This is a genomic window from Devosia marina, from assembly GCF_009758415.1.
In the GTDB taxonomy this organism is placed as follows: Bacteria; Pseudomonadota; Alphaproteobacteria; order Rhizobiales; family Devosiaceae; genus Devosia; species Devosia marina.
This window is the reverse complement of sequence record NZ_WQRF01000002.1, coordinates 19,586-46,154: the sequence shown is the minus strand read 5'-3', so window position 1 is coordinate 46,154 and position 26,569 is coordinate 19,586. Positions and strand designations below refer to the sequence as shown.

The 26,569-nt window shown below is 60.1% G+C and carries 26 protein-coding genes; 21 read left to right on the top strand and 5 right to left on the bottom strand.

The window, feature by feature from the left end; translation table 11 throughout:
* The first annotated feature begins 46 nt into the window (after window positions 1–46).
* From GO014_RS07950 to GO014_RS07925, 6 genes are all read left to right on the top strand, one after another.
* Window positions 47–874 (top strand): sugar phosphate isomerase/epimerase family protein, encoded by an 828-nt coding sequence (locus tag GO014_RS07950; protein WP_116588759.1) that lies wholly within the window; start codon window positions 47–49, stop codon window positions 872–874.
* 44 nt (window positions 875–918) lie between these two features.
* The gene (locus GO014_RS07945; protein ID WP_157289894.1) at window positions 919–2,223 is read left to right on the top strand and encodes an ABC transporter substrate-binding protein; all 1,305 of its coding nucleotides are present in this window, start codon (window positions 919–921) and stop codon (window positions 2,221–2,223) included.
* A 64-nt stretch (window positions 2,224–2,287) separates the two neighbouring features.
* The gene (locus tag GO014_RS07940; RefSeq protein ID WP_116588761.1) at window positions 2,288–3,148 is read left to right on the top strand and encodes a carbohydrate ABC transporter permease; all 861 of its coding nucleotides are present in this window, start codon (window positions 2,288–2,290) and stop codon (window positions 3,146–3,148) included.
* Entirely contained in the window at window positions 3,145–3,963 is an 819-nt protein-coding gene (locus GO014_RS07935) for a carbohydrate ABC transporter permease (RefSeq protein ID WP_116588762.1), read from the top strand. Before GO014_RS07940 ends, GO014_RS07935 begins: the two co-directional genes overlap by 4 nt.
* 22 nt (window positions 3,964–3,985) lie before the next feature.
* The gene (locus GO014_RS07930; RefSeq protein ID WP_157290342.1) at window positions 3,986–5,011 is read left to right on the top strand and encodes a zinc-binding dehydrogenase; all 1,026 of its coding nucleotides are present in this window, start codon (window positions 3,986–3,988) and stop codon (window positions 5,009–5,011) included.
* 19 nt (window positions 5,012–5,030) lie between these two features.
* Complete coding sequence (locus GO014_RS07925) at window positions 5,031–6,044, top strand: ABC transporter ATP-binding protein (RefSeq protein ID WP_157289893.1); 1,014 nt, start codon at window positions 5,031–5,033, stop codon at window positions 6,042–6,044.
* Between the two features lie 187 nt (window positions 6,045–6,231).
* Here GO014_RS07925 and GO014_RS07920 read toward each other — a convergent pair whose 3' ends face one another.
* The 4 genes from GO014_RS07920 to GO014_RS07905 are packed head-to-tail and all read right to left on the bottom strand — an operon-like array spanning window position 6,232 to window position 10,512.
* Window positions 6,232–7,017 (bottom strand): SDR family oxidoreductase, encoded by a 786-nt coding sequence (locus GO014_RS07920; protein WP_157289892.1) that lies wholly within the window; start codon window positions 7,015–7,017, stop codon window positions 6,232–6,234.
* Window positions 7,014–7,940 carry a dihydrodipicolinate synthase family protein gene (locus GO014_RS07915; protein ID WP_157289891.1) on the bottom strand — a complete coding sequence of 309 codons (927 nt, stop codon included), beginning with the start codon at window positions 7,938–7,940 and terminating at the stop codon, window positions 7,014–7,016. Before GO014_RS07915 ends, GO014_RS07920 begins: the two co-directional genes overlap by 4 nt.
* 21 nt (window positions 7,941–7,961) lie before the next feature.
* The gene (locus GO014_RS07910; RefSeq protein WP_157289890.1) at window positions 7,962–8,822 is read right to left on the bottom strand and encodes an amidohydrolase family protein; all 861 of its coding nucleotides are present in this window, start codon (window positions 8,820–8,822) and stop codon (window positions 7,962–7,964) included.
* Window positions 8,815–10,512: a dihydroxy-acid dehydratase gene (locus GO014_RS07905; RefSeq protein WP_343030856.1), complete on the bottom strand. Its 1,698-nt coding sequence runs from the start codon at window positions 10,510–10,512 to the stop codon at window positions 8,815–8,817. Before GO014_RS07905 ends, GO014_RS07910 begins: the two co-directional genes overlap by 8 nt.
* A 204-nt stretch (window positions 10,513–10,716) precedes the next feature.
* Here GO014_RS07905 and GO014_RS07900 point away from each other — a divergent pair, with 204 nt between their 5' ends.
* Both GO014_RS07900 and GO014_RS07895 read left to right on the top strand, forming a co-directional pair.
* A complete protein-coding gene (locus tag GO014_RS07900; RefSeq protein ID WP_157289889.1) occupies window positions 10,717–11,718 on the top strand; it encodes a Gfo/Idh/MocA family protein in 1,002 nt (333 codons plus the stop codon).
* 39 nt (window positions 11,719–11,757) lie between these two features.
* A complete protein-coding gene (locus GO014_RS07895; protein ID WP_246204524.1) occupies window positions 11,758–12,414 on the top strand; it encodes a GntR family transcriptional regulator in 657 nt (218 codons plus the stop codon).
* 47 nt (window positions 12,415–12,461) lie between these two features.
* Here GO014_RS07895 and GO014_RS07890 read toward each other — a convergent pair whose 3' ends face one another.
* Window positions 12,462–14,063: a GH39 family glycosyl hydrolase gene (locus tag GO014_RS07890; RefSeq protein ID WP_157289888.1), complete on the bottom strand. Its 1,602-nt coding sequence runs from the start codon at window positions 14,061–14,063 to the stop codon at window positions 12,462–12,464.
* Window positions 14,064–14,390: 327 nt separating this feature from the next.
* On the opposite strand from GO014_RS07890, the gene GO014_RS07885 reads away from it, so the two are divergent.
* The 13 genes from GO014_RS07885 to GO014_RS07820 all read left to right on the top strand — a co-directional run bounded on the left by GO014_RS07885 (window position 14,391) and on the right by GO014_RS07820 (window position 26,536).
* Window positions 14,391–16,280, top strand: a complete 1,890-nt coding sequence (locus GO014_RS07885) for an ABC transporter substrate-binding protein (RefSeq protein WP_157289887.1) — start codon at window positions 14,391–14,393, stop codon at window positions 16,278–16,280.
* Window positions 16,281–16,343: 63 nt separating this feature from the next.
* Window positions 16,344–17,348: an ABC transporter permease gene (locus GO014_RS07880; protein ID WP_157289886.1), complete on the top strand. Its 1,005-nt coding sequence runs from the start codon at window positions 16,344–16,346 to the stop codon at window positions 17,346–17,348.
* 3 nt (window positions 17,349–17,351) lie between these two features.
* Window positions 17,352–18,209: an ABC transporter permease gene (locus GO014_RS07875; RefSeq protein ID WP_157289885.1), complete on the top strand. Its 858-nt coding sequence runs from the start codon at window positions 17,352–17,354 to the stop codon at window positions 18,207–18,209.
* A 2-nt stretch (window positions 18,210–18,211) separates the two neighbouring features.
* Window positions 18,212–19,228 (top strand): ABC transporter ATP-binding protein, encoded by a 1,017-nt coding sequence (locus GO014_RS07870; protein WP_157289884.1) that lies wholly within the window; start codon window positions 18,212–18,214, stop codon window positions 19,226–19,228.
* Window positions 19,225–20,058, top strand: coding sequence for an ABC transporter ATP-binding protein (locus GO014_RS07865; protein ID WP_157289883.1), 834 nt, complete (start codon window positions 19,225–19,227; stop codon window positions 20,056–20,058). Before GO014_RS07870 ends, GO014_RS07865 begins: the two co-directional genes overlap by 4 nt.
* A gap of 740 nt (window positions 20,059–20,798) precedes the next feature.
* Entirely contained in the window at window positions 20,799–21,512 is a 714-nt protein-coding gene (locus tag GO014_RS07855; protein WP_157289881.1) for a helix-turn-helix transcriptional regulator, read from the top strand.
* A 129-nt stretch (window positions 21,513–21,641) separates the two neighbouring features.
* A complete protein-coding gene (locus GO014_RS07850) occupies window positions 21,642–22,379 on the top strand; it encodes an ankyrin repeat domain-containing protein (protein WP_157289880.1) in 738 nt (245 codons plus the stop codon).
* Window positions 22,379–22,732 carry a hypothetical protein gene (locus GO014_RS07845; protein WP_157289879.1) on the top strand — a complete coding sequence of 118 codons (354 nt, stop codon included), beginning with the start codon at window positions 22,379–22,381 and terminating at the stop codon, window positions 22,730–22,732. Before GO014_RS07850 ends, GO014_RS07845 begins: the two co-directional genes overlap by 1 nt.
* Window positions 22,733–22,771: 39 nt before the next feature.
* Window positions 22,772–22,969 carry an Os1348 family NHLP clan protein gene (locus GO014_RS07840; protein ID WP_157289878.1) on the top strand — a complete coding sequence of 66 codons (198 nt, stop codon included), beginning with the start codon at window positions 22,772–22,774 and terminating at the stop codon, window positions 22,967–22,969.
* Window positions 22,970–23,051: 82 nt separating this feature from the next.
* Window positions 23,052–23,252 (top strand): Os1348 family NHLP clan protein, encoded by a 201-nt coding sequence (locus tag GO014_RS07835; RefSeq protein WP_157289877.1) that lies wholly within the window; start codon window positions 23,052–23,054, stop codon window positions 23,250–23,252.
* Window positions 23,253–23,335: 83 nt separating this feature from the next.
* A complete protein-coding gene (locus GO014_RS19410) occupies window positions 23,336–23,536 on the top strand; it encodes an Os1348 family NHLP clan protein (RefSeq protein ID WP_157289876.1) in 201 nt (66 codons plus the stop codon).
* A gap of 24 nt (window positions 23,537–23,560) precedes the next feature.
* The gene (locus GO014_RS07825) at window positions 23,561–24,589 is read left to right on the top strand and encodes a polyprenyl synthetase family protein (protein ID WP_179952943.1); all 1,029 of its coding nucleotides are present in this window, start codon (window positions 23,561–23,563) and stop codon (window positions 24,587–24,589) included.
* The gene (locus tag GO014_RS07820; RefSeq protein ID WP_157289874.1) at window positions 24,590–26,536 is read left to right on the top strand and encodes a PqqD family peptide modification chaperone; all 1,947 of its coding nucleotides are present in this window, start codon (window positions 24,590–24,592) and stop codon (window positions 26,534–26,536) included.
* The last annotated feature ends 33 nt before the right edge of the window (window positions 26,537–26,569 follow it).

The following is a 26,569-nucleotide window of genomic DNA, read 5'->3' as shown; positions in this document are numbered from 1 at the left end:
CTCGTTTCCTGCGACGAGATCGCCTTGCCTGACGGAGGAAAGAGTTTTGAAACTGGCATTCAACACCTGGGTCTATTCGAGCTTTCCGGTCTGGGTGCCGGCTTATCCCCTCGAAGAGGTCATCAAGCGCCTTGCGCGCATCGGCTATGACGGTATCGAAATCGGCGCCGCCAGCCCCCATGCCTATCCCGAATATCTCACCAGGGAGCGCCGTCGCGAAATCCGCCAGGTCCTCGATGACTACGGCTTGGCCGTCTCGAGCATGTTGCCTGCCCCAGGCGGCGGCCCCGGTTTCAATGTCGCATCGGCCAACCCGCTGGAACGGGCGGGCGCAATCGACCAGTATAAGCAGGTCGCCGAGCTTTGCGCTGAATGGGGCGGCAAGACGCTGCTCTATGTCGCCGGCTGGCAGGTGTACGGCACCAGCCGCGAGCAGGCCTGGGGCTGGAGCCGCGATGCCTTGCGCGAAATCGCCGAGTTTGCCCGTCCGCTTGGCATTACAATTGCCGTCGAGCCCACGGCATCCGACAGCAATCTCGTCGACGATTGCGATGACCTTATCGCGATGCTGGCGCAGGTCGATCTGCCAAACGTCAAGGCAATGTTCGACACGTTTCATACGCTCTACCGCAACGAAGTGCCCACCGACTACGTGCATCGCCTGGGTCGCGACTTGGCCCATATCCACTTCGCCGACGTGAACCGGGAACCACCCGGCAGCGGCGTGGTGGATTACCGGAGCTTGCTCGATGCCCTCAAGACCGAGGGTTTTGAAGGCTATCTCACCATGGAGATCGGCTTCAATCGCCGCAATGTGGAGCCGGACGACCTAGCCCGGCGCGCTCACGACTATATCCGTTCGTTGCTGGCCTGAGAGCCGGACACCCAGATCACTATTGTTCATAGAAGGAGGAAACTATGACACTTTCGACCCGACGGTCGCTGCCCGTGCTGCTTGCGGCCGGCATCACTGCAAGCGTCTCGATTCAGACCGCAACGGCCCAAACCGTGGTGACGCAATGGGATCAGTTTGCCATGGCCGGCATTACGGCCGCCGGCCCGGCGATGGACGAACTGATTGGCACCTGCGAGCCCGATCTTGGTGGCGCCACCGTGCTGCGCACAATCGCGCCTTCGATCGGCATCCGCGACAGCTATCGTCTTGCCGTCTCTGCCAACAAGACACCGGACCTTGCCTATACCTGGCCGGCCGCATCAGTGCTGGCAGGCTATGCCCGAGTTGGTGCCCTGGCGCCGCTCGACGACTATTATGAGCAGTATGGATGGGAGGGCATCAACGACTTCTATCGCGGTCGCAACAGCTTCGATGGTGCCATCTATGGCGTGCCGATGGAGCAGGACCTGATGGGGGTGTACTACAATCCGACCCTCTTCGAGGAAAACGGCATAGCCGTCCCCACCACCTATGCCGAGTTCCAGGCCGCGGTTGAAGCCTTCAAGGAAAAGGGCATCACACCCATCGCCTTCGGCAACCGCGACCGCTGGCCAGCGACCAATACTTTGAGCCTGCTGCTTGGCCTCACCGCTGGCAAGGATGGCGAGGAAGCCGTGCTCTTTGGGGATGCGTCTTGGACCAATGACCAGTTCAAGCTGGCGGCGGAGACCTTCCAGTCCTGGGCCAAGAACGGCTACTTCCCCAAAGGCTTCAATGGCATCGGCTATGATGAAGCCAATGCGCTGTTCCTCTCGGGCCGGGCCGCCATGACCATTACAGGCACCTGGGTGCTGCAGGATATGGCGCGAGGTGCCTCGTTCGACCTCGGCGTCTTCATGCTGCCCCCGATCGCCGACGGCGTGCCGCCGGGCACCATGTGGGGCGAGGGCTCGCAGTGGCAGGTTTCCGCCAATGCCAGTCAGGAAGTGAAGGACGCAACCGCTGCCTACATAAACTGCCTGATCTCGCCGGAGAGCCGCAAGGTCTGGGTCGAGAAGGGCTATCTTGTCCCAATCGGCACGACCCCTGAGGAACTCAAGCAGTGGGACACTCTGCCCATCGTCAAGTCATTCTTCACTCAGGGCCTCGCGACGTCGGATGCCAACTTCTACGATCTGCATACAACCCTGCCCGAAAGCGTGACCCAGGTGCTCTACCCCGAACTGCAGCGGCTCATCGGCGGTGACGTGACCCCCGATGATTTCCTGAGCGCCATGGATGCAGCTTGGGAAACGGCCATTGACAATGGTGAGCGCTGGGTGCCCTGACCGCGCCTGGCCGTCTCAGGTGGGCTCCCTCGGGGGCCCACCACTCTAGCCCGTTGGAGTGCCCATGCTGACCACCCGATCTGCCTATCTGTTTCTGGCGCCATCACTGGCCCTCTACCTGCTGTTCGTCGGACTGCCCATCCTGCAGATCTTCGGCTTCAGCTTCTTTGACTGGGACAACGGCATTGCCGGCGACTTCATCGGCCTTGCCAATTACGGGCGGCTGCTCGCTGACGGTGTGTTCTGGACCGCGCTCTGGCACAATGCCATCTGGGTAGTATTGACCTTGGCCTTTCCGCTCCTCGCCGGGTTGGTCCTTGCCGCAATCCTGGCCGAGCGCAACGCCAGTGTGGTGCGCTGGTTGGGAGCGATATATTTCATCCCTCGGACGATCCCGCTGGTGGTCGCCGGCATCATCTGGGGTTGGATCTACAATCCCATCTTCGGCCTGCTTAATTTCGCGCTCGAGGCAGTTGGTCTCGGCGGGCTGGCCGGTGCCTGGCTAGCGCAGGACAATACCGCGCTGCTCTCTCTCAACGTCGTCGGTGCGTGGACCTTCTTCGGCTTCTGCGTGATCATCTACCTGGCCGCTATCCAGTCGATCGATCCTTCGCTCTACGAGGCCGCTTCGATCGACGGTGCCAGCTGGTGGCGCAAGTTCCGGGACCTCACCGTGCCCCTGCTGCGCGGCTCTACACTGTTTCTCGGCCTCTATGCCGCGATCGAGGCCATGCGCTTCTTCGACCTGGTCTGGGTCACGACCCAGGGCGGGCCGGGATATTCCACCGAAGTGCTCACAACCCACATCTACAAGACCTTCTTCCTTGTCGGTGACTTCGGCTATGCCGCAACCCTCTCGGTCGTGCTGCTCATCATAGTTCTTTCCATCAGCGCCGGCGCCTTTGCCCTCTTGAGGAAATCATGACCAAGAGCACTCGTCTCGTTCAGAACCTGATCCTCCTGGTTTTTGCGCTCTATGCGCTGGTCCCGGTCTACTTGGTGTTCCTGGCAGCCATTCGCAGTGAAGCCGACCTGTTTTCCGGGCCGCTGACCTTAAGCTGGCCAATCAACTTCAACAATTTTGGTCGCATCTGGAGCGAAGCGGGCTTTGCCACCTTCTTCATGAACAGCGTCATCACCGCCGTCAGCGTGACCATTCTCGTGGTGTTGACGGCGCCTCTGGCAGGGTTCGCCTTTGCCAAGATGAACTTCCGCGGCAAGGAAGCGCTGTTCGGGCTGTTTCTCGCCGGTCTCGTGGTGCCGGCGCCCTCGGTGATCGTGGCACTCTACGGTAACCTTCAGGCGCTGGGCCTCATCGACAATCGCATCGGGGTGATCCTGCCCCAGGCGGCATTGCTGATGCCCTTCTCGGTCTTCATGATGCGCACGGTCATGCAGGACGTGCCCGACGAACTCATCGAAGCGGCGGTAATGGATGGCGCCGGCCTGTTCAAGATTTTCCTCACCATCGTCGTGCCGGTGGTCAAGCCTGGCCTTATGTCCCTGGGGCTGATCACCTTCCTTTTCGCCTGGCAGGAATACCTGCTGCCGCTCGTGGTGTTCCAGACCGAAAGCCTCAAGCCGCTGACGGTAGGGGCGGCGAGCCTCCAGGGCCGCTACGGCGTCGACTATGGAGGGATTGCTGCCGCGGGTCTCATCGCGTTTGCGCCGCTCGTCGTGCTGTTCCTCGCCATGCAGCGATCCTTTGTGCGCGGCCTCACCGCTGGCGCCGTCAAGTAACAGGAGAAATTCCGTGTCCCAAATGCAAGCCGTCTTCCTGCCCGGCAATAAGCAAGTGGAAATCCGCTCGATCCCCGTGCCCGAAGTGGGGCCGGACGATGTGCTGCTTGAAATGCATGCCTCGTGCATCTGCCGCAGCGATCTCAGCCTCTACTATGGCAATGCCGTTGTCGGGGGAGGGGAGGCGACAGGGGGCTTCGTCTGCGGCCACGAGCCCGCAGGCACCGTTGTCGCCGCCGGCGAGGCGGTAACGGAATTTGCCGTGGGCGATCGCGTCGCGGTCTACCTCGCCATCGGCTGCGGTGTCTGCGCCCATTGCCGGCGCGGCGACATGCACCTTTGCGCAAAGTGGAAGTGCCTCGGCTTCACCTATGATGGCGGCAATGCCGAATTCATCAAGGTACCAGCGCGGAATCTGCTCAGGGTCCCGGAGCACATGTCTGCCGTCGCCGCAGCCATCTCCACTGATGCCTTCGGCACACTTTTCTCCGCCTGCCGCAAGGTCGGCGTCAACGGGCTATCCCGCATCGGCATTTGGGGTCTCGGCCCCATGGGATCGGCCGGCGTACTGGCGGCCAAGGCGCTGGGAGGGCAGGTCGTGGCCCTCGACCCCATCGCCGAAAGGCGGCAATTTGCCGAGAATCTTGGCGCCGACCTGGTGCTCGACCCCACCGATCCCCAGGCGGCGCAGGCTATGCGGGAGTTCTCCGGAGGCGAGGGGCTCACCGGCGCCATCGACTGCTCGGGCAATACCGCCGCCCACAACATGGCACTCGACGCGTTGGCCCCGCTTGGTCGGATGGCCTTTGTCGGAGAAAATGCCCAGACCACCATCCGCCCCAGCGACCAACTCATTCGTAAGCAACTGACCGTGTTCGGCTCGTGGTATTTCGGCATCAACGAATACCAGGACATCCTCGCCACCCTATCGACGCACAGGATCGACCTGGAACGGCTGGCGACCCACACCTTCCGGCTCGATGAAGCCGAAACCGCCTTCCGCCTCTTCGATCAACGCGAAACCGAAAAGGCCGTGTTCGTCCGCTAGGTCGACCGGAGCCGCATTCATGGCCAAACTCACGATCAGCAATCTCGAAAAGCGCTTCGGCGCCTTCGACATCCTCAGGAATGTAAATCTGGAAATTCCGTCAGGCGAATTCGTTGTCTTCGTCGGGCCATCCGGCTGTGGCAAGTCGACCCTGCTCCGGTGTATTTCGGGGTTGGAGACGGTCAGCGGTGGCACGCTGAACATTGACGGCAAGGACGTCACCAATGTGCCGCCGTCCCAGCGCGGCATTGCCATGGTGTTTCAGTCCTATGCGCTCTACCCGCATATGAGCGTGTTCGACAACATGGCCTATGCGCTCAAGATCCAGAAACTGAGCAAAGCGGACATTGATTCCAAGGTGCGCGACGCGGCGCGCAAGCTGCAGCTCGAGCCATTGCTGGACCGCTTGCCGCGACAGCTTTCGGGCGGCCAGCGCCAGCGTGTCGCTATTGGCCGCGCCATCGTGCGGGATCCAAAGGTCTTCCTGTTCGACGAGCCGTTGAGCAATCTGGATGCGGCCCTGCGTGTGCAGACCCGCCTTGAAATCGCGACGCTGAAGCAATCGCTCCCCGACACGACGATGATCTACGTGACGCACGATCAGGTCGAAGCCATGACCCTGGCGGATCGTATAGTGGTGCTCAATGCTGGCCGGATCGAGCAGGTAGGAAAACCGCTCGATCTCTATGAACGCCCCGCCTCTTTGTTCGTCGCAGGTTTCATCGGCTCGCCGAAGATGAACCTGCTCACCGGCAAACATGCGGCAAGGTTTGGTGCCTCAACGATCGGTGTGCGCCCCGAACACCTGTCGGTCACGTCCAGTGGAGACGGTTGGACGGGGACAGTACATCGCACCGAAAATCTGGGATCAGAATCCTATGTTTATGCGGACATTGGTCTGGAAGAGCCGATGATCGCCCGCGTATCGGGTACTGCAGCCTTCAGTCACGGCGACAATGTTGTCCTTCAGGCGAGCGAGCAGGCCATCCTGAGGTTCGATGCGAAGGGTGGCAGGATTGATCGGACGCACTGACGTCCGGCAGCAGAGCGCCCCAGAACGGTCATTCAGAAGGGTCCCTTGAATCCCTGAAACCTGCCATCAGATGCTGGCCATTTCTTCGACAGCGTACGAAGAGCGTTTGTCGGTACTGAGAGGGCTAATCAAGATGCCAGGGCAAGCGGACTTCCGCCCGTAGCCGGCGGTCCTCGCTCAGCGAATCTCAGATCGACCTGATCATTCCGCCATCAATGCGAAGCAGACTGCCGGTCGTGTAAGCTGCGCGATCGCTGACAAGGAAGGTTACAAAATCCGCCAGTTCTTCGGGCTTGCCGTAGCGGCCTGCCGGAATAGTGGCCAACGACTGAGCGCGGACCTCATCAATGCTCTTGCCAAGGCGCTTGGCGGCGGCAGCGTCCAGTTCAACCACGCGATCGGTATGGATACGGCCCTGAACGACGACATTGACGGTGACATTATCGGAGGCGACCTCGCTTGCCAGCGTTTTGCTCCATCCGACGAGCGACTGGCGCAGTGCATTGGAAATGGCCAGACGGGGGATAGGAGCTTCAACGCCGGACGAGGTGAGCGTGACAATGCGACCCCATTTTCGGGCACGCATGCCGGGCAGCACCGCCTGCGTAATGGCCATCAACGGAGCGACCATGGTGTTGAAAGCCTTGGCATAATCGCTAGCGGGAAGGGTCAAGGCCTCACCCGGCGCCGGACCGCCGGAATTGTTGATCAGGACGTCGACATTCCCCATAGCTGCCAATTTGGCGGTCAGGGTGTCGACCGAGGCAGGGTCGGAAAGATCGAGCGGCAGAGCGCTTATGCTGCCGCCCAGCGTGCGATCAACCGACGCGTCGAGCGCCGCAATAGCCTCAACCGAGCGGGCCGCGCCGATAACCGCAGCGCCCTCGTTGGCCAGAGCCAGAGCTATGGCCGCACCAAGCCCCTTGCTGGCGCCGAGCACCAGCGCATGTTTGCCGTCTAGTCCGAGTTTCATGCGCCGATCTCCGCGAGGCGTTTCTTCTGTCTGGCCAGTAGCCGCTCGACATCATTGATGTCGATTTTGGAAAGGCTTGCACCCGGTTTGCGTAGGGCCGCCGAGGAAATGACACCGCGCTTGGCAAGCACATATTTGCGGGCGGCAAGGCCCAGACCCTGCTGTTGTTCGTAACGGGCCAGAGGCAGATAGGCATCGAAAATGTCGTGGGCGCGTTCGACGTCGCCCTTGCCATATTTATCGACCACACCAACCATCATTTCAGGGTAACAGAAACCGGTCATGGCACCATCGGCGCCGCGACCCATTTCTTCGGGCAGGAACAGGCCGCCATTTCCACAAAGTATTGAAATTCTGCGAGTTTCGCCCTTCTCGGAGGAGGCGCGTAGCGCCGAAATCTTGCCAAGACCGGGCCAGTCCTCGTGCTTGAGCATGACGCAATTGGGTACGTCGCGCACGATGCGGTCGATAACCTTCGGCGCGATGGTGACATTGGTGGTCAGCGGATAGTCCTGCAGCACAAAGGGGGTCTGGCCCAGCGCTTCGCCAACCGAGGCGTAGAAGGCGTAAGCCTGATCGTCGGTTTTGGTGGTCCAGGGTGGAGCAACCATCACGCCAGCCGAGCCGATTTCCATCACAAAATCGGACAGTTCGCGCATGGCTGCGAGGCCTGGCGCGGTGACGCCGACCACGACTGGCACTTTGGCTCGCGCAATGACTCGTTTGGCAATGGCCTTGGATTCATCGGCGGTCATTTTGGGGGCTTCACCCAATTGGCCCAGAATGGTCAGGCCGATGACGCCCTTTTCCTCGTAGAAGTCGACCATGCGATCCACGCTGGTCCAGTCGATCTCTCCATTGTCCAGAAAGGGTGTAACAGCAATGACATAGACGCCTTTTGCGTCTTCGGTCAGCAAGGGCATTCTGTGGCTCCCGAGAGGTCTTCAGTGTGAAAAATAGAGCGTTCGAGCATTGTCGGCAAAAGTGGCGGCATGAGCCTCGGGCGGCAGCGCGTCGAGACTGAGGGCGATCAGATCGTCGTCCGCGGGCACTGCGGTGAACAATTCAGTGTGCGGCCAGTCGGTGGCCCACAAAAGCCGATTTTGATAGCGCACTGCTAACGTTTGAAGGACTTTGCAATAGCCTTTATGACCCTCGGTGTCCCGGAGACGGTAAGGGGCCGAAATCTTGACATAGACCCGGTCGCTTTCGAGCACATGACAAAGATCGTCGAGAGCCGCGCCGGGCGGGTCAAGCGGCATGAATGCCAGGTGATCAATCACCCCGACGAGATCATGTCGCTCAGCCAGTTCGCCAACCGTGGTAATGGCTTCCGGTCCGATCTGGAATTGCGCATGCCAGCCCAATTCACGCATTCTTGGGGCCAGGGCTTCGAGTGCCTCAAAACCGATGCCGGATTTGTTGCGCAGGTTGAAGCGAACACCACGGACACCGGCTCGATCGAGTCGGGCGAGTTCAGCGTCCGGCGTGTCGGGGGCGATGACGACCACGCCGCGCAGGCGATCGGGCGCCTGAGCCAGGGCGTCGACCAGAACGTGATTGTCCAATCCATAAACGCTGGGCTGAACCAGAACGCCGCGGGTAATGCCAAAGCTCTCGGCCAAGGTCAGCCATTCCGAGAGAATCTTGATCTGCGGCGTGTAGCTGCGCGGCGTGGTCAGGGGCGCGTCCGGGTCGAAAACATGGAAATGGGTGTCGCAGCTGCCCGGCGGCAGCGTCAGCCCTTTCGAGTTGCGGAGGGGGCTTGGCGCCAGGCAGAGCGGAGCGTCTGCCACCTCACTCATGCGGCTTGGCCATAAGGAAGTCGAAGTCGAGCCCGTCATCGGCCTGCGTCACATGCTGATCGTAAAGCCAAGCGTAGCCGCGTTCGGGCACGGGCGGCGGCGGAGGGAGATCGGCCATGCGGGCGGCGAGTTCATTGGCGCTCACCAGCAATTCGAGTTTGCGACCGGGAACGTCGAGCCGAATGCGGTCTCCTGTCCTCACCGCGGCCAATGGCCCGCCATCGGCGGATTCGGGGGTGATGTGGAGCACAATGGTGCCAAAGGCGGTGCCGCTCATGCGCGCATCGGACAGGCGCACCATATCCTTGACGCCCTGACGGGCGAGGTGGCGCGGAATCGGGATATAGCCTGCTTCGGGCATGCCGGGCGCCCCCCTAGGTCCAGCATTGCGCAGAACCAGAACATCCTCGGCGGTGATCTCCAGGGAAGGATCGTCAAGCCGTTCTGTCATATCCTTAACCGAGTCGAAAACGATGGCGCGCCCTTCATGGGTGAGAAGCTGCGGGTCGGCGGCAGAATGCTTGATGACGGCGCCGCGCGGCGCGAGATTGCCTGACAGGACCGCGATAGCGCCCGACGATGAGATCGGGCGGCTGCGGGATCGAATTATCTGGTCTTCATATCGCTGCGACTGGGTGCCGACAGTGTCGGCGAGCGTGCCTCCAAAGGCGCGGGGCGCCGACAGATCGAGCAGATCGGTCAGTTCCGATAGGAGGCGCGGAACACCGCCAGCAGCATGAAATTCACCCATATAGCCGCTGCCGGAGGGCTTGAGATCGACCAACACGGGCACCTTCTGGCCGATGGCGTCAAACTCTGCCATGTCGAGCTTCTTGCCCAGGCGCCCATAAATGGCGGCGAGGTGGACGACAGCATTTGTCGAGCCGCCAAGGGCCTGCAGGGTCACAAGGCCATTGCGCAGGGCGGCGGGAGTCAGCACTTCGGCAGTGGTCAGGCCTGTTTCGGTCATAGCGACGGCGGCTCGTCCGGTTTCCTCGGCCAGTCGCATGCGTTCGGCCGATGTGGCGGCGGCGGAGCCAGCCATGGGCAAGGTCAGGCCCATGGCCTCCATCAGGGTGGCCATGGTGGAGGCCGTGCCCATCACGGTGCAGGTGCCAACCGAACTGGCGAGCTTGCCATTGATCTCGCTGACTTCATCGCCATCAATCTGTTCGGCGCGATATTGCGCCCAAACACGACGACAGTCAGTGCAGGCCCCGAGGCGTTCGCCACGATGGTTGCCGGTATCCATGGGACCTGTAGGCAAAACGATGGCAGGCACCTCACTGGAGGCGGCCGCCATGACCTGAGCGGGAATGGTCTTGTCGCATCCGCCAATCAGGATCACCGAGTCCATGGGCTGGGCACGCACCATCTCTTCGGTTTCCATTGCCATCAGATTGCGCAGGAACATCGAGGTCGGCGAGGCAAAGCTTTCATGGATCGAGATGGTCGGAAAGACCATGGGCATGCCGCCTGCCAGCATGACCCCGCGCTTGGCAGCCTCGATCAATTGCGGCACGTTGCCGTGGCAGGGATTGTAGTCGGAATAGGTATTGGCAACGCCAACAATAGGGCGATCCAGCGCATCATCTGTGTAGCCCATTGCTTTGATGAAAGCCTTGCGAAGGAACAGGGAAAAGTCCTGATCGCCATAGCTCGTCAAACGTCTGCGAAGCCCGCGCGTCACAAAATCCTCCCTGCCGCTGAAGAGGTGCGGCTGTCTTGAGCATTCCTACAGCCCTATGGACTATTGTCAATAATTTGTTGGGCGGAAATCCGACTGCTGATTGTGTTGTCCGGGAAATTGCGCTTAAATCCGGCTTAACCTGCCGATTTTCTGCGTCAACTTCGTATCTCTGGTGGGTCGATATTATTGATAAGAGGTGACTTGATGCGTGTTGGCATGGTGGGGGCGGGCTGGGTGACGCAATATCACCTGCCGGCCTGGAAACGGGTCAATGGCGCAGATGTTGTGGCCATCTGCGATCCTGATAAGCGCGCCCTGCACGCTCGTGCCGATGCCTTCGGCATAGCCGGGCGCTATGCGAGCCTTGACGACATGCTGGCCAGCGAGACGCTGGACATGCTCGATATTGCGACGCCGCGTCAGTTCCATGCCGACAATGTGCGGGCGGGCTGTGCGCATGGCCTGCCCATCCTGTGCCAGAAGCCGCTGGGCGTGGATCTGGTGGAGGCCGAGAGCATAGTCGCGGAAGTGGATGGCGCGGTGCCGCTCATGGTGCATGAGAACTGGCGCTTCCGACCATATTACCGCACGCTGCGGAACTGGCTCGATGAGGGCGTCCTCGGGGATCTCGTGGCTGCGCGCCTTGATTTTCATTCGAGCGGCATGCTTGCAGGCGCCGATGGGCTGCGACCCGCTTTGGTGCGACAGCCCTTTTTTCGAAGGGAGGCGCGGCTGCTGGTTATGGAAGTGCTGATCCACCACCTCGACAGCTTGCGCTATCTCCTGGGAGAATTTGACCTGCACCTGGCCCGGCTGGCGCGGAGTAATGACGAGATTATTGGCGAAGACAGCGCCACATTGTCCCTGACCCGGCGCGATGATGGCCTTCCCCTTGCGGTATCTGGCAATCTGGCAGTGCATGGCGCGCCGCCCGCGCCCAGTGATCAATTGTGGATTTGGGGCGCTCGCGGCACCATCCATCTGGACGGGACAGTTCTGCGTCTCTTGGGGCCGGAGCCGCGAGAGGTTCGGTTCGACCCCGAGCAGAGCTATCAGGCGTCCTATGACGGGGCGATTGCACATTTTGCGGCAGGTCTGGGCACTGGGGCGCGCTTTGAAACTGCCGCTGCGGACAATCTCCGAACGCTGGCGCTGGTCGAGGCCGCCTATCGCATCAGCGGATTTCAGCCTAAGGCAGCGATCTGATAGTTGTCGCTTTGACTTACCAAGCTGAGGGGGCTCGCAATGTCTGACCAGAATACGCATACCGAGCTCGACGACGAAAAGATCGTCAGGGCACTGGAAGAGGACATTATTTTCGGACGGCTGGCGCCCGGTGCGCGCCTGACGGAAGATTCGCTGCTCTCGCGGTTTCCGGTGACGCGGCATTTCGTGCGTCAGGCGCTGGTGCAGCTCGAGCAGATGGGCGTCGTTGTTCGCGAGCGAAACAAGGGCGCCACGGTGCGCTCTCTGACATCGGACGAAGTGCAGCAGATCTATGCTGTACGCGAACTGGTCCAGCGTCAGGCGGCCTTGCTCATTCCCTTGCCGGCCCCGCAAAGCCTGATTGATGAATTGCTCGCGATCCACAAGGAGCACGGGGAGCATATCGAATGCGGCTATCTGCGTGGGGTGCATGAGACCAATGACCGCTTCCATCTGACGCTATTTGGTGCCTGCGGAAACAAGTACCTCGTGCAAACCATCGAGCTTTACATGCGCTACAGCCTGCCAGTGCGCGCCAATTCCATGGCCGACAGGGCAGCGCTCGACATTTCGCACAGCCAACACCGTCTGATGATCGAGATGTTGGCGGGGCGGGACAATTGGGTTCTAGCCCAACTCTGCGTGGACCACCTGCAGCCCTCCAAGCGGCGCTATATCGATCTGGTCGAGCGCTAGGCGGAAAAGGGGCCGCACCTCGGGAGGGAGGCGCGGCCGTGTCCGGCTTAATAGTCGATGCGGAGCAGCGAGACACCCTGTCTTGGGAGACTGGTGGCAAGGGTGGCTGCGCCTGAGGACGCATCTACGGTGCCGGTTTCCAGAACGGCGAGCCGGCCAGAGGCTTCAAGCTTTTTGAAGTCTTCGCCAATGACCGATTGCGGAGAGCCCATGGCTTTCCAGACGCCGAAGGAATTGGAGTGGTCCTTATCCATGCGATAGTGGGTCAGCTTGTGCTGACCGGGGCTTAGATTGGACAGGGCCAGAGTCACATTGGCGGCGCCGTCCTCGACGTCGTCATCGTGGTAATTCCAGACCAGAATCGAGACACCGGTCTCGTCGCGGGTGGCGACAGCGTTGACATCCGGTTGGTCACAAACGCCATGCTCCATGATGGTGTCGATATCAACGCCATGGTCCGAATGAGCCTCGATCCATTCACCCTTGAGCTTGCCGAGCATGCGGAAGCCGTTGAGTACGGCCTTGTCGACACCATTGGTGGCCAGATCGCGGAAGCCATCATACCAGGGCTGATCCTCGAACAGAAAAGCCCAAGTCACCGCGCCTTCGATCTCGATACCGGCACGCTTTGACAGTTCATAGGTACGGATCATGCTTTCCACGACGTAGGCGCCGTAGAGCGGGCCATTGCGATAGCCGTTCTGCGGATGAACGCGGGCAGAACAGGCGGCGCAGCCTTCAGGGTCGGATTCGCCAATGACCGTTGGTAGATTCTTCAGGCTCGGGAACTCGTTGACGATGGCGAGATTGGCCTCGATGTCGCGGAGTTGCTTGTGCAGCCCCATGCGCACGTGATCCTTCCAGATCACTGGATTGCCCTTGGCGTGGAAGGCGATGAAATCGATGGGCGAGTTGTTGTCGACGACATACTGCAGAAATTCACGCAGGAAGGCCTGGGCCTTGGGATTGTTGAAGGCCCCGCACGTGTGTGGGCCACCAACGCGCGCTGCGGGCAAGGCGGCCTTGATGGCGCGCGCGGTGACATCATACATGTCACAGAATTCGCGGACGGTGCCTTTCCAGTAATGCCCGTCCGGCTCGTTCCAGACTTCCCACGGCCAATGCACGACCTTGTCCTCGCCGTAGCGGTCTGCGAGGTGGCGCGCCCATGCATGGACAAGGTCGCCCCATTTCTTGAGGTCATTTGGTGGAGCGGCCCAGCCCGTCATGATGCTCGCGTAGCGGTCCTCAAGGGACCAATTGTGCCGGTAGGGTCCCGGATCATCGGACAGGGCTTCGGGCGTAAAGCCAACCTGGATCAGCGGGATATTGCCTGCTTCGACATAGGCGTCGAAGATCTGGTCCATTATGGTCCAGTCATAGACCGGATTGCCATTCGCGTCCTCGGAATAGGCATTGGTCGAGCCCCATTTTAGCGAATATTTGCCATCGCCAGACGTCAGCAGGTTATGCGTGCGGATACGGGGTGGCTCGGGGCTGAGCTCGGTCAGCGCGTTCAATAGCTTCTTGCCATTCTCGGTATTTGTGTAATTGGGCTCGTCATAGCCAAACCAATTCCACAACGGCCGGTAGGCGCCGCGGCTCACGCCTGCATCGACCGCGATGCGGACGTCATAAGTCGCTGTCATTTGAGAGTCTCCACCCTGTCTGTCCTGGAACGGATCGCGGCGTCCCTGCCTCGATCGTCGATATGTAGCCTATCGGCGAGAATTAGTTTGTCAATAATATATGGAGTTGAAGTGACTCTAGCGGCGCAAAACCGCGACTATCGGCAAAGACGGATAAATTTTTGTCGATAATCATGTTGCTCTTGGGTAAGAAATTGTTGATAAAGGAACTCGACCGAGGGCGCTGGAGGAGTTGTGCGTTCTCGTGTCGGAACGAGGGATGCGACGAATCCGGGGCAGTTGCCCGGATGCGCGCTGTCCGCTTTGCGGGCTTCAGGAGGAACAACCATGCTATTGAAGAAGCTGGCCGCAGCTGCATTTGCAATCGCCGCGACGGTGATGCCGGTTGCCGCCCAGGATTTTATCGCGGGTATTCCCCGCGAAGAGGCGCTGATCATTCAGGGGCCCGCGGCGCAGAATGCCGAGTGGTTCAATTTGTGGGCCCCGGGCGGTGGCGCCAGCAATAACGGCTTGCAGCAGCTCACTGCCGACACGTTCTGGTTCATTAATCCGGACGGCACAGGCGATGCGGCCTGGACCAATGCCCTGGCCTCAGACAAGCCGATCTATAATGAGGATTTCACCGAAATGACGGTGAAGCTCAAGGAGGGCATCTATTGGAGCGACGGCGTCGAGTTCACGGCGGACGACGTCGTCTACACTGTGCAAACCCAGATGGCCAATCCGGGCATGGGCTGGAGCGCACCTTTCACCGTCAATGTGGAGAGCGTCGAGGCGACCGACCGCAATACGGTGGTCTTTACGCTCAACGCTCCCAATTCGCGTTTCCACACGCTCTTCACCGTGCGCTGGAATGCCGCCTGGATCATGCCCAAGCATGTGTTCGAGCAGGTCGAGGATCCGTTGACCTATAACAACAATCCGCCCGTATCCCTGTCGGCCTATCAGCTTCACAGCTATGACTCGGCTGGCAATTGGGTGATCTGGAAGCTGCGCGATGACTGGGAGCGCACCTCGATTGGCATGACGCTGAGTGAGGCGCCGGAGGTCAAATACGTGGTCTATCGCAATGCCGGTAATCCGGATGCTCGCGTGATCGAGCAGATGAACCACAATCTCGACGTGATCAACGACATCGCTCCCGAAGGCATGTTCACCATTGCCCGCGATGCTGGCGAAAATACCAAGTACTGGTTCCCGGGCTTCCCCTTCGCCCACCCCGATCCGACGCTGCCATCGGTGCTGTTCAATCATCAGCGCGAACCGTTTGCAGACAAGGATGTGCGTTGGGCACTGGCGCTGTTGATCGATATCCGCTCGGTCTCGATGGGATCCTATCGCGGCGCGGCCAATCTGGCAGCGCTTTCAACCCCGCCGACCGGTACGGCCATTACCGATTATTACGTGCCGATGCAGGACTGGCTCGCCAATTTTGAGCTCGATACCGGCGATGGCGCCATCAAGCCCTATGATCCGACCATCTCGGAACAGATCGCAGCGTTGGTGAAGCCGCAATGGGGCGACAGCATTCCCAGCGATACCGAAGAGCTCAAGCGCATGTTTGGGTTCGGCTGGTGGAAGCAGGATCCCGCTGCCGCTACCGCCCTGCTGCAGAAAGCCGGTTTCTCCAAGAATGGCAATCAGTGGCTCAAGCCGGATGGCACCCCGTTCACCATTAAGCTGATGGTCGAGGGTGACAATATCCCCACTCTGGCGCGTGCCGGCACCATCATCGCCCAGCAATGGTCGATGGAAGGCATCCAGACCACGGTCGATGTGGCAGGCCCCACCAATGGCCAGCGTCTGGGCGGCGGTGACTTCGATGTCGCCATCTACTGGACAGTAGAGACCTGGGGTGGTCATCCCGATCTCTCCTTCTTCCTGGAAAGCTATCACTCGGACTTCATCAAGCAGCCCGGTGAAACGCAGCCGCCGCGTAACTTGACGCGCTGGGAAGACGAGCGGCTCGACGCGATCATCGAAGCCAACCGTACGGTGAACTTCGACTCGCCCGAAGTGGCCCAGCTCGGCATGGACTATCTCAAGCTGGCCGTGGAAGAGATGCCGTTCATTCCGCTGATGGCCTACAACAAGTTCGCGCCGTTCGACACGACCTACTGGACCGGCTATCCGAGCGCCGCTGATCCCTATTCGGCTTCGGGGCCGTTCTGGTCGAACCTGCGCTACATGATTGTTGCGCTCAAGGCCGCCCAATAGTGCCTGCGGGCGGGGCATCAGGCCCCGCCCGGTTCTCACCCTATCCACGAGAGCGGACCCCAGATGGACGGCTTTGCCAAATATCTCGGCCGGCGCCTCTTCCAGTTTTTCCTTGTGATTTTCCTGGGCGTTTCGCTGGCCTTCCTGATCACCAACCTCTCGCCGGTCGATCCGGTGGAGCAGTCAGTCGCCCTGATGACCAATTTCGGCGCTACTGACCCCCGCTCGGTCGAACTGATGCGACAGGCACTCCAGGAACTTTATGGTCTGCAAGGCTCGATGCTGGATCAGTATCTGGCGTTTTGGGGCCGCGTCATCCGAGGAGATTTCGGGCCGTCCCTGTCTGCCTTTCCCACCCCAGTCATGTCCCTGATCATGAGCGCGCTGCCCTGGACCATTGGTCTGCTCACCCTGTCGCTGGTGATCACCTGGACCCTGGGCAATCTGCTCGGCGCGCTGGCGGGCTACTATCGCTCCAATCTGCTCTTGAAGCTCTCCGGCGCTGCCGTCATGGCCCTGCATCCAGTGCCCGCCTATATCATCGGGCTCTGTCTGCTGCTGGCCTTCGGGTTCATCTGGCCGATCCTGCCCATATCGGGCGGCGCGCAGATGAATTTGCAGCCCGGGCTGACCCTCGACTATCTGCGGTCGCTGATCGTGCATGGCACCCTGCCGGCACTGACCCTGGTCCTGGTGGGGCTGGGCAGTTGGTTCATTTCCATGCGCTCACTGGTCTCCAACATCGTCACCGATGATCACGTGGTCTATGCTGAACTCGGCGGAGTGTCCTCTAACAAGATCTTCTCGCAGTATGTGGCGCGCAATGCGCTGCTGCCGCAATTGACGGGCCTGGCGCTGAGCCTGGGCAATGTCTTTGGCGGGGCGGTGATCACCGAATTTCTGTTCAACTATCCCGGTGTCGGCCGGCTGATGATCCAGGGCATCTATCGGGGCGACTATGCCCTGGTGCTCGGGGTGACCACCATTTCGATCATCGCCGTCGCCGTTGCAGTGTTCATCATCGATCTGATCTATCCGCTGATCGATCCGCGCGTGAGGCTGAGCTGAGCCATGTTCAAGATCCTGCGCGACATGCTGCGCTACAATATCGAATTCGCCATCGGCTTCGTACTGACCCTATCCATCTTCCTGTTCGCGCTTGCCCATTTCTGGGCGCCGCTCCCGGACACCGCCATTTATCTCCTGCCGCCAGATATGCCGCCATCGGCCCAATACTGGTTTGGCACCACCTCGCGTGGCCAGGACGTGCTCTGGCAGATGAGCTCGGCAATCTGGAATACCATGCTGTTCGGTCTCACCGTCACCGTCCTCAGCCGCTTGCTGGCAGTCGCTGTAGGCATGCTTTCGGGCTATCTCGGTGGCCGCTGGGACCAGGCGCTGATGACCCTGAATGACACGATGATTGCCCTGCCCAATATCCCCATTCTGCTGCTGGTCTATTTCGTCATGCGCGACAGCATGAGCTGGCCGGTTCTGGCCGCGACGGCGGCCCTACTGGGCTGGAATTATGATGCGCGCCTGATTCGCTCGGTCACACTGAGCTTGCGCAATCGTGAGTTCACCCGCCACGCCGTCTTTGCAGGCATGAGCGTACCGCAAATCCTGGTGCGCCAGCATCTGCCCTATGTGATGCCGGTTATCTTCTTTACGGCAATGAACAATCTGATCTGGGCCATCGGCCTCGAGGTCACCCTGTCAGTTCTGGGATTCTCGGACATCAACCGCCCGACCATTGGCGGCATGATCTATTGGGCCAATCAACACCAAGCCATTATCGCCGGCATCTGGTGGTGGATTGCCTTCCCCATCATCGCCGTCGTCCTATTGTTTCTCGGCCTCTTCCTGCTCGCCATATCGGTTAATGAATATATCGATCCGCGTAGCCGCCTGAGCCGGATGGGAGCCTGATCATGCTCGATACTCTCCAGGCACCGACCACCACCAGTTCCATGCTGCGGGTCGAAGGCCTCAAGGCCTATTATCAGATGAACTATTTCGGCGTGCGTCGCGAAGTTAGGGCCGTCGACGATGTAAGCCTGACGATCAACCGCAATGAAATCTACGGCATTGCCGGTGAATCTTCGTCCGGTAAATCCTCGTTGATCAAGACCATTGCCGGCGCTATCACGCCGCCTCTGCGGGTGGTGGAAGGATCGGTCAAGTTCGACTTTGCGGGGCGCGAGCTCGATGTCTATGCGGATCCGCAGGCCATGAAGGCGGCACGCTGGCAGAATTTGAGTTACATAATGCAAGGCTCGATGAATGTGCTCAATCCGGTGCGCCGTGTGAAGCACGCCTTTCACGATTTTGCCTTCAAGCATATGGGATTGTCGCCATCCGCATTCCGGGCGCGGGTGGAAAAGCATCTTCAGCGCATCGGTCTGGACCCGCATGTGCTCGAATCCTTTCCGCACCAGCTGTCGGGCGGCATGCGCCAGCGCCTGACCATCGCGCTTGCGACGGTTTGCGAACCTGACTTCATCATCGCTGACGAACCCACCACCGCGCTTGACGTGCTGGTACAGCAGGATGTTCTGGCGCTGATCAAGGATATCCAGCAACGCATGGGGGCTTCGATAATCTTCGTGACCCATGACATGACCGTGCATGCCGCCATCGCCGACCGGATCGGCATTGTCTATGCTGGTCGACTGGTCGAGGAGGGCCCCACACTTGATGTGTTTCGGCGCCCGCAACATCCCTATACCGCGCATCTGATTTCGAGCCTGCCGCGCATTGGCGACAACAAGAAACGCAGCGCCCTGCCGGGCAAGCCACCCAATCTGGCCGATCCGCCGAGCGGCTGCCGCTTCCATCCACGTTGCCCGCTGGCCGTGGACAAATGCACAAATGAAAACCCGCCACTGGAGGCGCGGCTGACTGGCCGCGTCGCATGCTGGCGCGCCGGGGAGGTGCAGACCGCATGAGCGCACTTCTGGAACTCAGGAATGTCAACAAGGACTACCGGATTGGCGGTTTCTTCGACAGCTCCACGTTGCACGCAGTCAAGAATGTCAGCTTCACCTTGGATGACAGCAAGCCGGAGATCTTCACCATTGTAGGCGAATCCGGCAGTGGCAAGACGACAACAGCGCGCATGATCCTGGGCAATGAAACGCCCACCAGCGGCAGCTTGCGCTTCATGGGGCAAAGCATTACCGCGATCCGCAGCCGCGCCGGTAAACTCAAGTTCATGTCCAAGGCGCAGCCGATTTTTCAGAACCCGTTCGAGGCGTTCAATCCGCTGAGCACCATCGACTATTTTCTGTTCTCGACTGCCAGGCGGTTCCTGGGCCTGCGAGACAAGGCCGCAATTGACGCGGCGACCGACAAGGCTCTTCATCACGTGGGTCTGTCGCTGGCCGAAGTGCGCGGACGCTATTCGCACGAGCTGTCAGGCGGGCAATTGCAGCGCATCGCCGTGGCGCGGGCGCTGATCCCCGAGCCTAAGCTGATTGTCGCCGACGAGCCGGTCTCCATGGTCGATGCATCCCTGCGCATGTCTATCGTCAATCTCTTCCGTGACCTGCGGGATCGGCTGGGCGTATCGATCATCTACATCACCCATGACCTCTCGACGGCCTATTACATTTCCGACCGTGTGATCATCATGTACAAGGGTGATGTGGTTGAGTCCGGCGTGGCGCAAGAGGTGCTGGGGAACCCGCAGCACGCCTATTCAAAGGCGCTGAGCCAAGCGGTGCTGCCACCGGATCCGGAAGCCGCGCGCAAGATCATCATGGCAAAGATCGCCTAGCGAACGGAACGGGAGGTCTTCCCCACTGTTCCATCCCGTAAACCTCCTCTCGAGGCGTCAGGCGGCACAAGAATGCACTGAACCTAGCCAAAATCTTTGGGCGGATCTGAGGATTAGGCACAAACTGAATAAGCGCCGCTATTCGAAGCTCCATTATCAGAAGGAGACCGGCAGAAAACGGCCCCTAATCTGCCTTCCACCGAGCTCGGCTAATGACCATAAGGGGGCCGCTTGCTGACTGGCAACTGTTTAGCGCTGACGGGCGAATAGCTACCCTTGATCTTGATTGCATCGCAGACGTTGTCGGGCGGAGACGGGTGATACGAATGGTCCAAATCCGGCCAACGGCATGGGCAGACTTCGCCCGTAAGTGCTTCGCCGGCAAAGTCTGGGGAACGAACGGGGCCGAGCTTGGGCGGCACAGTACAATGGTTCTGGCGAGAATCGGTTTTGTTTTCATGCCCGAATGTTCGGTCACACTGCCGGACCTGCTCCAACGCCCCCTTGATCGAACCCCAGGTCAGCCGCACTGTATCGTTGATTACTGCGCCTGGCCGACCGTTCGGCCGTGCAACCGCTGCGATGATCCGTGCTGCGCGGTTGTTCCAGTGTCCTGGGTAACCAAGGGCGCTGATAGCCACGCTCGGCATCCTTAAGCATGACTGGAAACAGTATATAGATAGCTATGCGATAGATCTGTTAGCGCGGTGGCGCTGTTATTATGGATAAGTCAGGCGAAATTGATCGAGAAGTTTTTCTGCGAGATCCGCGCCGCGTCAGATCAAAGCGCGCTTGAGGCGAAGTTCGCAGCGGCCATGAGGTCACTGGATGTTGGAACATACAATTACGGTGCTGGTCGCATGGTGGCTGGCGAAGGTCCAACGGTGGAGCGCTTTTGGACCAATATGGATCCCGCCTGGTTACAGCGCTATGTCGAACGCGGATATCAGCGCACTGACCGGCTGGTGACTGCTGGACTGGTGCGCGTCACGCCATTCTTTTTCGAGGACGTGTTTTGCACACCACCGCTGCTGCCCGAGCAGCAGGAAATGGAAACCATGTTTCCGTTCAAAAAAGGTATCGTGGTGCCAATGCACTCGCCCTTTGGGCGCTTTGGCATGGTGAGCGCTGCCACCGCGCTTCCCGCTGACCTATGGGAGCAAAAAAAGTTCGGTGTCATGGCCAGCATTTCGCTCGTCGCGCTTCTTGCCCATCAGCGGTCCGAAGAACTTGCTGCTCAGGAACTGGCAGCGGATGCGCCCCTAAGCGAGCGTGAACTTGAGACGCTGCGCTGGTCCGCCTATGGCAAGACGTCCGAGGAGATCGCCCTCATATTGGGGATAACCGAGCGGACTGTTCGCAAACATGTCGGTTCCGCGATGGCGAAGCTGGACGTGAAGACGCGGGTGCAAGCCGTTGCCAAGGCAATCGCTGCCGGTCTGCTGAAGATCTAGGATTCCACGTCGGCGCGCGCCCCACACTCAGGTGTCGCAAACGACACTTTCGAGACAGGTTTCGCCATGCTTCGATAGCTCGGAGGCCTAGCTGGCCCACAAGATCCAACGACACGAAGCATTGGGGGGATGGTGCGGGCGGTACTTGGCTGGCTGACAACGATGGCTCTGGCAATCATGATCATGGTTGTTCCGGCCCGGTCGGCCACAATCGAAGAAATGCAACTGCTGGACGCCGCGCGTTCCTGTGACAGCGTCACGACACTGGAACTGTTGAACCGCGGTGTCAGCATAGAAGCGCGCAGCACCGGAGGCCATACACCGCTGATCAACGCGGCATTTGGAGAGTGCCTGCAAACGGTTCAGCTATTGTTGCAACTGGGTGCCGACCGCTACGCGGTTGACGACAGCGGATATACCGCGGCGGACCTTGCCCGTCTTCATGGCTATGAAGACATTGAATATGCGCTGACAGGCACGGTGACCGCGACACAGGGCGCGGCGGCCGACATCGGCGCCGCTTCTGCCCCAACTTGCCCATATGTGAACGACGGGGAGTGCGACGAACCCGAGATCGGAACCGGGTTGTGTGAACCGAGCACCGATGTCGCTGATTGCCAGGCAATCTCTGAATTCTTCTCCAGCGGGCAGGATACCACTGCGTGGGAAGCGGCGACCTCCGAAGCGCCAAAGACCTGCGAGCAGATGTATACATCCTGCCAGAGCACCTGCGGCTATTTCACCGGGAACTTCCAGTGGGTGACCGACTACAGCTGCATGACGCAGTGCTCCATGTGCCACGAAAGCTGCGTCAATGGCCACGTGACCGCCTGCACCAACGAATTCCGACCGTGGGGCGGGCAATAATGAACAACGCTGTCAAGATTGTTGTCGCGGTGGCGAGCGCGGTGATCGGGATCGCGAGCATGATCCAGATCGCCAGCGGACTCTTCGGTGGAGTGCAGTTACCCCAGTGCGAGAGCGAGGACGCTGCCCGGCTTGTCAGCCAGATCATCGACGAGAACTTTGATGTGCAACTCGATCAGCTTGATGAGGTCGAGGAGATTAGCTTCGACAAGGCGGCCCAGCAGCGCCAGTGCAGCGCGCTTATCGACACCGGCGCCGAGGGAGTTTTTCAGATCGCCTATTCGCTGAGCTGGCAAGACCGCGATCTTCGCATGGTCGCCGCAGAGCTCAAGATAGTCGACCAGAAATCCTGACCAGAAAGATCCGGCACAAGCAAGGGAGGAGGGACTGTCATGGCGAGCCAACAAGTCGAGGCATTGATCGCAAGATGGATGGAAGACAAGGCTTTTCGCGACCGCATGCGCTCGGCGCCGGTTCAGACCGCTCAGGAAGAGGGGTTCGTTCTTGATGACGAAGAGCAGCGGGCCCTGGCTGCGCTCGACCTCAACCAATCGGATGACGAACTGGCCGGTATGGCCAATTTCGCCTGAAGGCGGTGTTGAGCCAGGCACAGCTGGACCCGAGAAATACTGGCGCGACCGATAAAACCTGGACCCTGGGGAGGGGGCAACAATGAGCCAAGCGCAGATCGAGACCATAATTGAGCGTTGGATGAACGACGCCGCATTCCGCGAAAGAATGCGGGCCGCCCCCAAGGCGACGGTGGCGGAAGAAGGGTATGAACTGTCGGATGAGGAATTGCAGGCTCTGGATCGGCTCGACCTTTCGGGAAGCGGTGAAGACCTTGTTCGTCAGGCCAATTTCGCGGGCTAAATGCTCAAGAGCGAGTGTTGCACAGCCTGCTCGGGCAGGCGAAGCCCCGCGGTTCGCGGGGCTGGATGAGAGGAGACCACAGAGTGAGCCAAGCGCAGATCGAAACCATAATTGAGCGTTGGATGAGCGACGCCGAGTTCCGAGCAAGAATGCAGACCGCGCCACAAGCGACGCTCGCGGAGGAAGGATATGAGCTGTCGGACGAGGAAATGCAGGCCCTCGACAAGCTCGACCTGACCGCTGGCGACGAAGAGCTCCTGCGCCAGGCCAGCTTTGGTGGCTAGGCACATGGGGTGGCACCGATCGCCATGACCGCTGCTACCCTTTGCGAGCGCGCTTGCCCTGACGTCGCCGAACAGGTCCACGCAAGCATGGACCAGAGCGTCAGGCAGTTGAGAGATTTGCTGCAAGACTGCAACCTTGGCCAAGGGTTGAAGCCGTTGCTTGGTTGTCTGGAAGGGGCGCTGGATCAACACCTCCAGCCCGCTCGGCCGCCACATCTGCCTTTGCTCATTCCGCTTCTCGTTCATGGCGCCAATGGCGGGGATCCGGCCGATGCTGCACCCATCAGCGTCGTGGCGGGGCTTCTCTTTCTTTGTTTCGACCTGTTGGATGATCTGCAGGATGGCGACCAACGCCCCTGGTGGGGTGAAACAAGCAAGAGCTCGCTGATGCTTGCCGCTGCCGCGTTCCCATCGGCATTGCCTCAGAAATTGCTGCTTCAAGCCGGCGGCGCGGAACGCGGCGCCACCTTGATCAATGCCTTGGGCGACGGGCTATTGAACATCGCCGAAGGGCAGGCCCTGGATCTTCAAAATATAGGTGGCACCAACGTCAATCTCGACGTTGTCGAGGAATCGGTTGCGGGCAAAAGCGGTGCTCAGATGGGACTCTATGCACGCCTTGCAGCCCTGCATGCCGGCTGCGATTTGGCCTGCGCTGAACTCTGGGCAGGCTGGGCGCACGGTATCGGTGTTGCAGGACAATTGGGCTCCGACATGCAGGACCTGCTCGATCCAGACTGGTCGCGGGACCTCGCGGCTGGAGCGCGAACCCTCCCCGTCGGCTTCGCGCTAAAGCACTCCAGGATAGGCCGCGAAGATCTGTTGCGCTTGCTCGATCACGCCCGAACGGACCGTGCCGCGCAACTGGCTGCGAGGGACTGCATCGTAGACTCCGGAGCTTTGCTGTTCGCTGGTTTCCGCTCCCAGGTTCATCTGGCGCGCAGCGAAGAAGCCCTGAGGCAACTCCCTTGTTCGGATGCTTGGCGGAGGATGTGTGCAAGGCTTTCCGAGAGCAGAACGACCGCAGATCTCTTGCGTCCCGGAGCCGGCTGAATGTTTCAGGAAGAACGGGTCAACCTGCTCCGCGAAAGCTATCTCTTCGGCACCTTGCCGATTGCGACACTCAAGGACCTCGCGGAACAGACGGTGGTGCGCGGCCACGACACGGGTGCGGTGATTTTTTCCCAAGGAGAGCCAGCAAATCTTGTGCATCTGCCGATCTGGGGGACGATCGAAGAAAGCGTTCTGGTTGAAGATGATCGCGTCCCCATCGCGCTTTTGACTTTTGCCGACGTCGCCGGTGAGGAGTGTCTGCGAACCGAAGGCGCTGGGCGATACGCCTCGACTGCTGTTGCGCTCGAAGAATGCGCCACCCTGTGCGTCCCCACGGCCGCATTGGCCGATCCGGCCATTGCCTCTGCGCTCGCCCCCGCGCTCAAGCTGGATGAGGGATTGCGTGAGCGCATGTTGTTGCTCAGGCGGGCGGCCCCGTTTGCTGGGGTCGGCCCCGCAGCCCTTCAGGAATTGGCGGCTAAGATTCAGCAGCGCAAGATCAAAACCGGCACAGCCCTGGTAGAAGAAGGCCGTCCAGGCGACACCTGTTATCTGATCCACTCTGGAACCTTTTCGGTCCACAAGGGCCCGGCACCTGCGGCCGAACAACAGCTTGCGGTGCTTGGTCCGGGATCTCTCGTCGGAGAAGTTTCACTGCTGGCTGGTGAGCCGCGCCGTGCAACGGTGACTGCGCTGGAAGACGGTGAAGTTTTGGCCATATCGCGCTCCCAACTGGAGCGTATCGCGCGGGCGCCGGGAACCGAACATCTTCAGTCTCAGGTCGCCTTGCGAATCCGCCCGCGACAGTCGCTGAACGTGGAGTTGCACCGCAGGAAGGGTGACGATGGAGAAGCCATTGCTGTTCTCAAGCACACCACGCTGCGCAAGTACTTCCAGCTATCCGAGTTCGGAACCTTCGTATGGGAGCAATTGGATGGCTCTACCCGCCTGACAACCATTATTGCCCGCGCCGTGAGCCGGTTTGGCACTTTTTCGCCCCAGGGCGTGATCAACGTCGTGCAGCAACTGCTCGCTTCGGGGTTCGCAACCCTGGGGCATGACAGTCAATCCGATAGCCCTCTTGAGGGCCAGGCCGAACGCCGAGGTCGCGGTTATCTAACGTTCGATCTCCTGCGCGGCCAGGCCGCAGATGATTTCAGCGAAAGCCTCTATCGAGCTTTCGCAATAGTTACCCGACCCGTTGCGGTGATTGTGGCGACTGCCCTGGGCTTGGCTGGGCTGGTGACTGGCTTGAGCACCCTCACCCAGACAAGCATTCCAACCGGTATGAATCTCCCATACTTAGCGACTGGCATTCTGGCTCTCGCCATATCATTGGCGTTGCACGAGGCCGCTCATATCTTGGCCATGAAGGCGTTCGGCCTGTCAGTCCACGGCATCGGCATCGGGGTGTTCTGGTTCTATCCCATTGCCTATGTGGACACGTCCGACACCTGGATAGCCTCGTCGGGGCAGCGGGTGATGGTGGCACTGGCCGGTCCACTGGCAAATATTGTCTTCGGGGGCATCGCCGCTCTCGTCGCGGCCAACGCCCCTGCGAGCCCCCTCCAGCCTTTCATTTGGGTCTGGTCGACAGTCAATTTCGGAACGGCGCTGTTGGCCTTGGCGCCAAATGGGCAGAACGATGGCGCCCAGGCACTGCGGAACCTGCTGGCGCTGCCGCCAGAGCTCTCCCTGAGACAAATCCTGGTTGATTGCTGGAACAGACAGGCACGTGCTGCAGCGCATTTGCGCGGTTTGGCAGTTCTGTTCAGCCTCTCACTGCTTCATCTCGTGCTCACCTCGGCCTTCTTCTATCTGGTCATTGCGGTGACAGCCGGTAGCTGGTTCTCCAGCCAACTCGGCACTTCGACCGCCCCTTGGATCGTCGCCGGCATGGCGTTGGCTCTGGGCTCGGTGCTGTCCAGGGGCATAGCCAGTTCATGATGCCTTTAGCAGAGATCGGCGGGCACGCCCTTT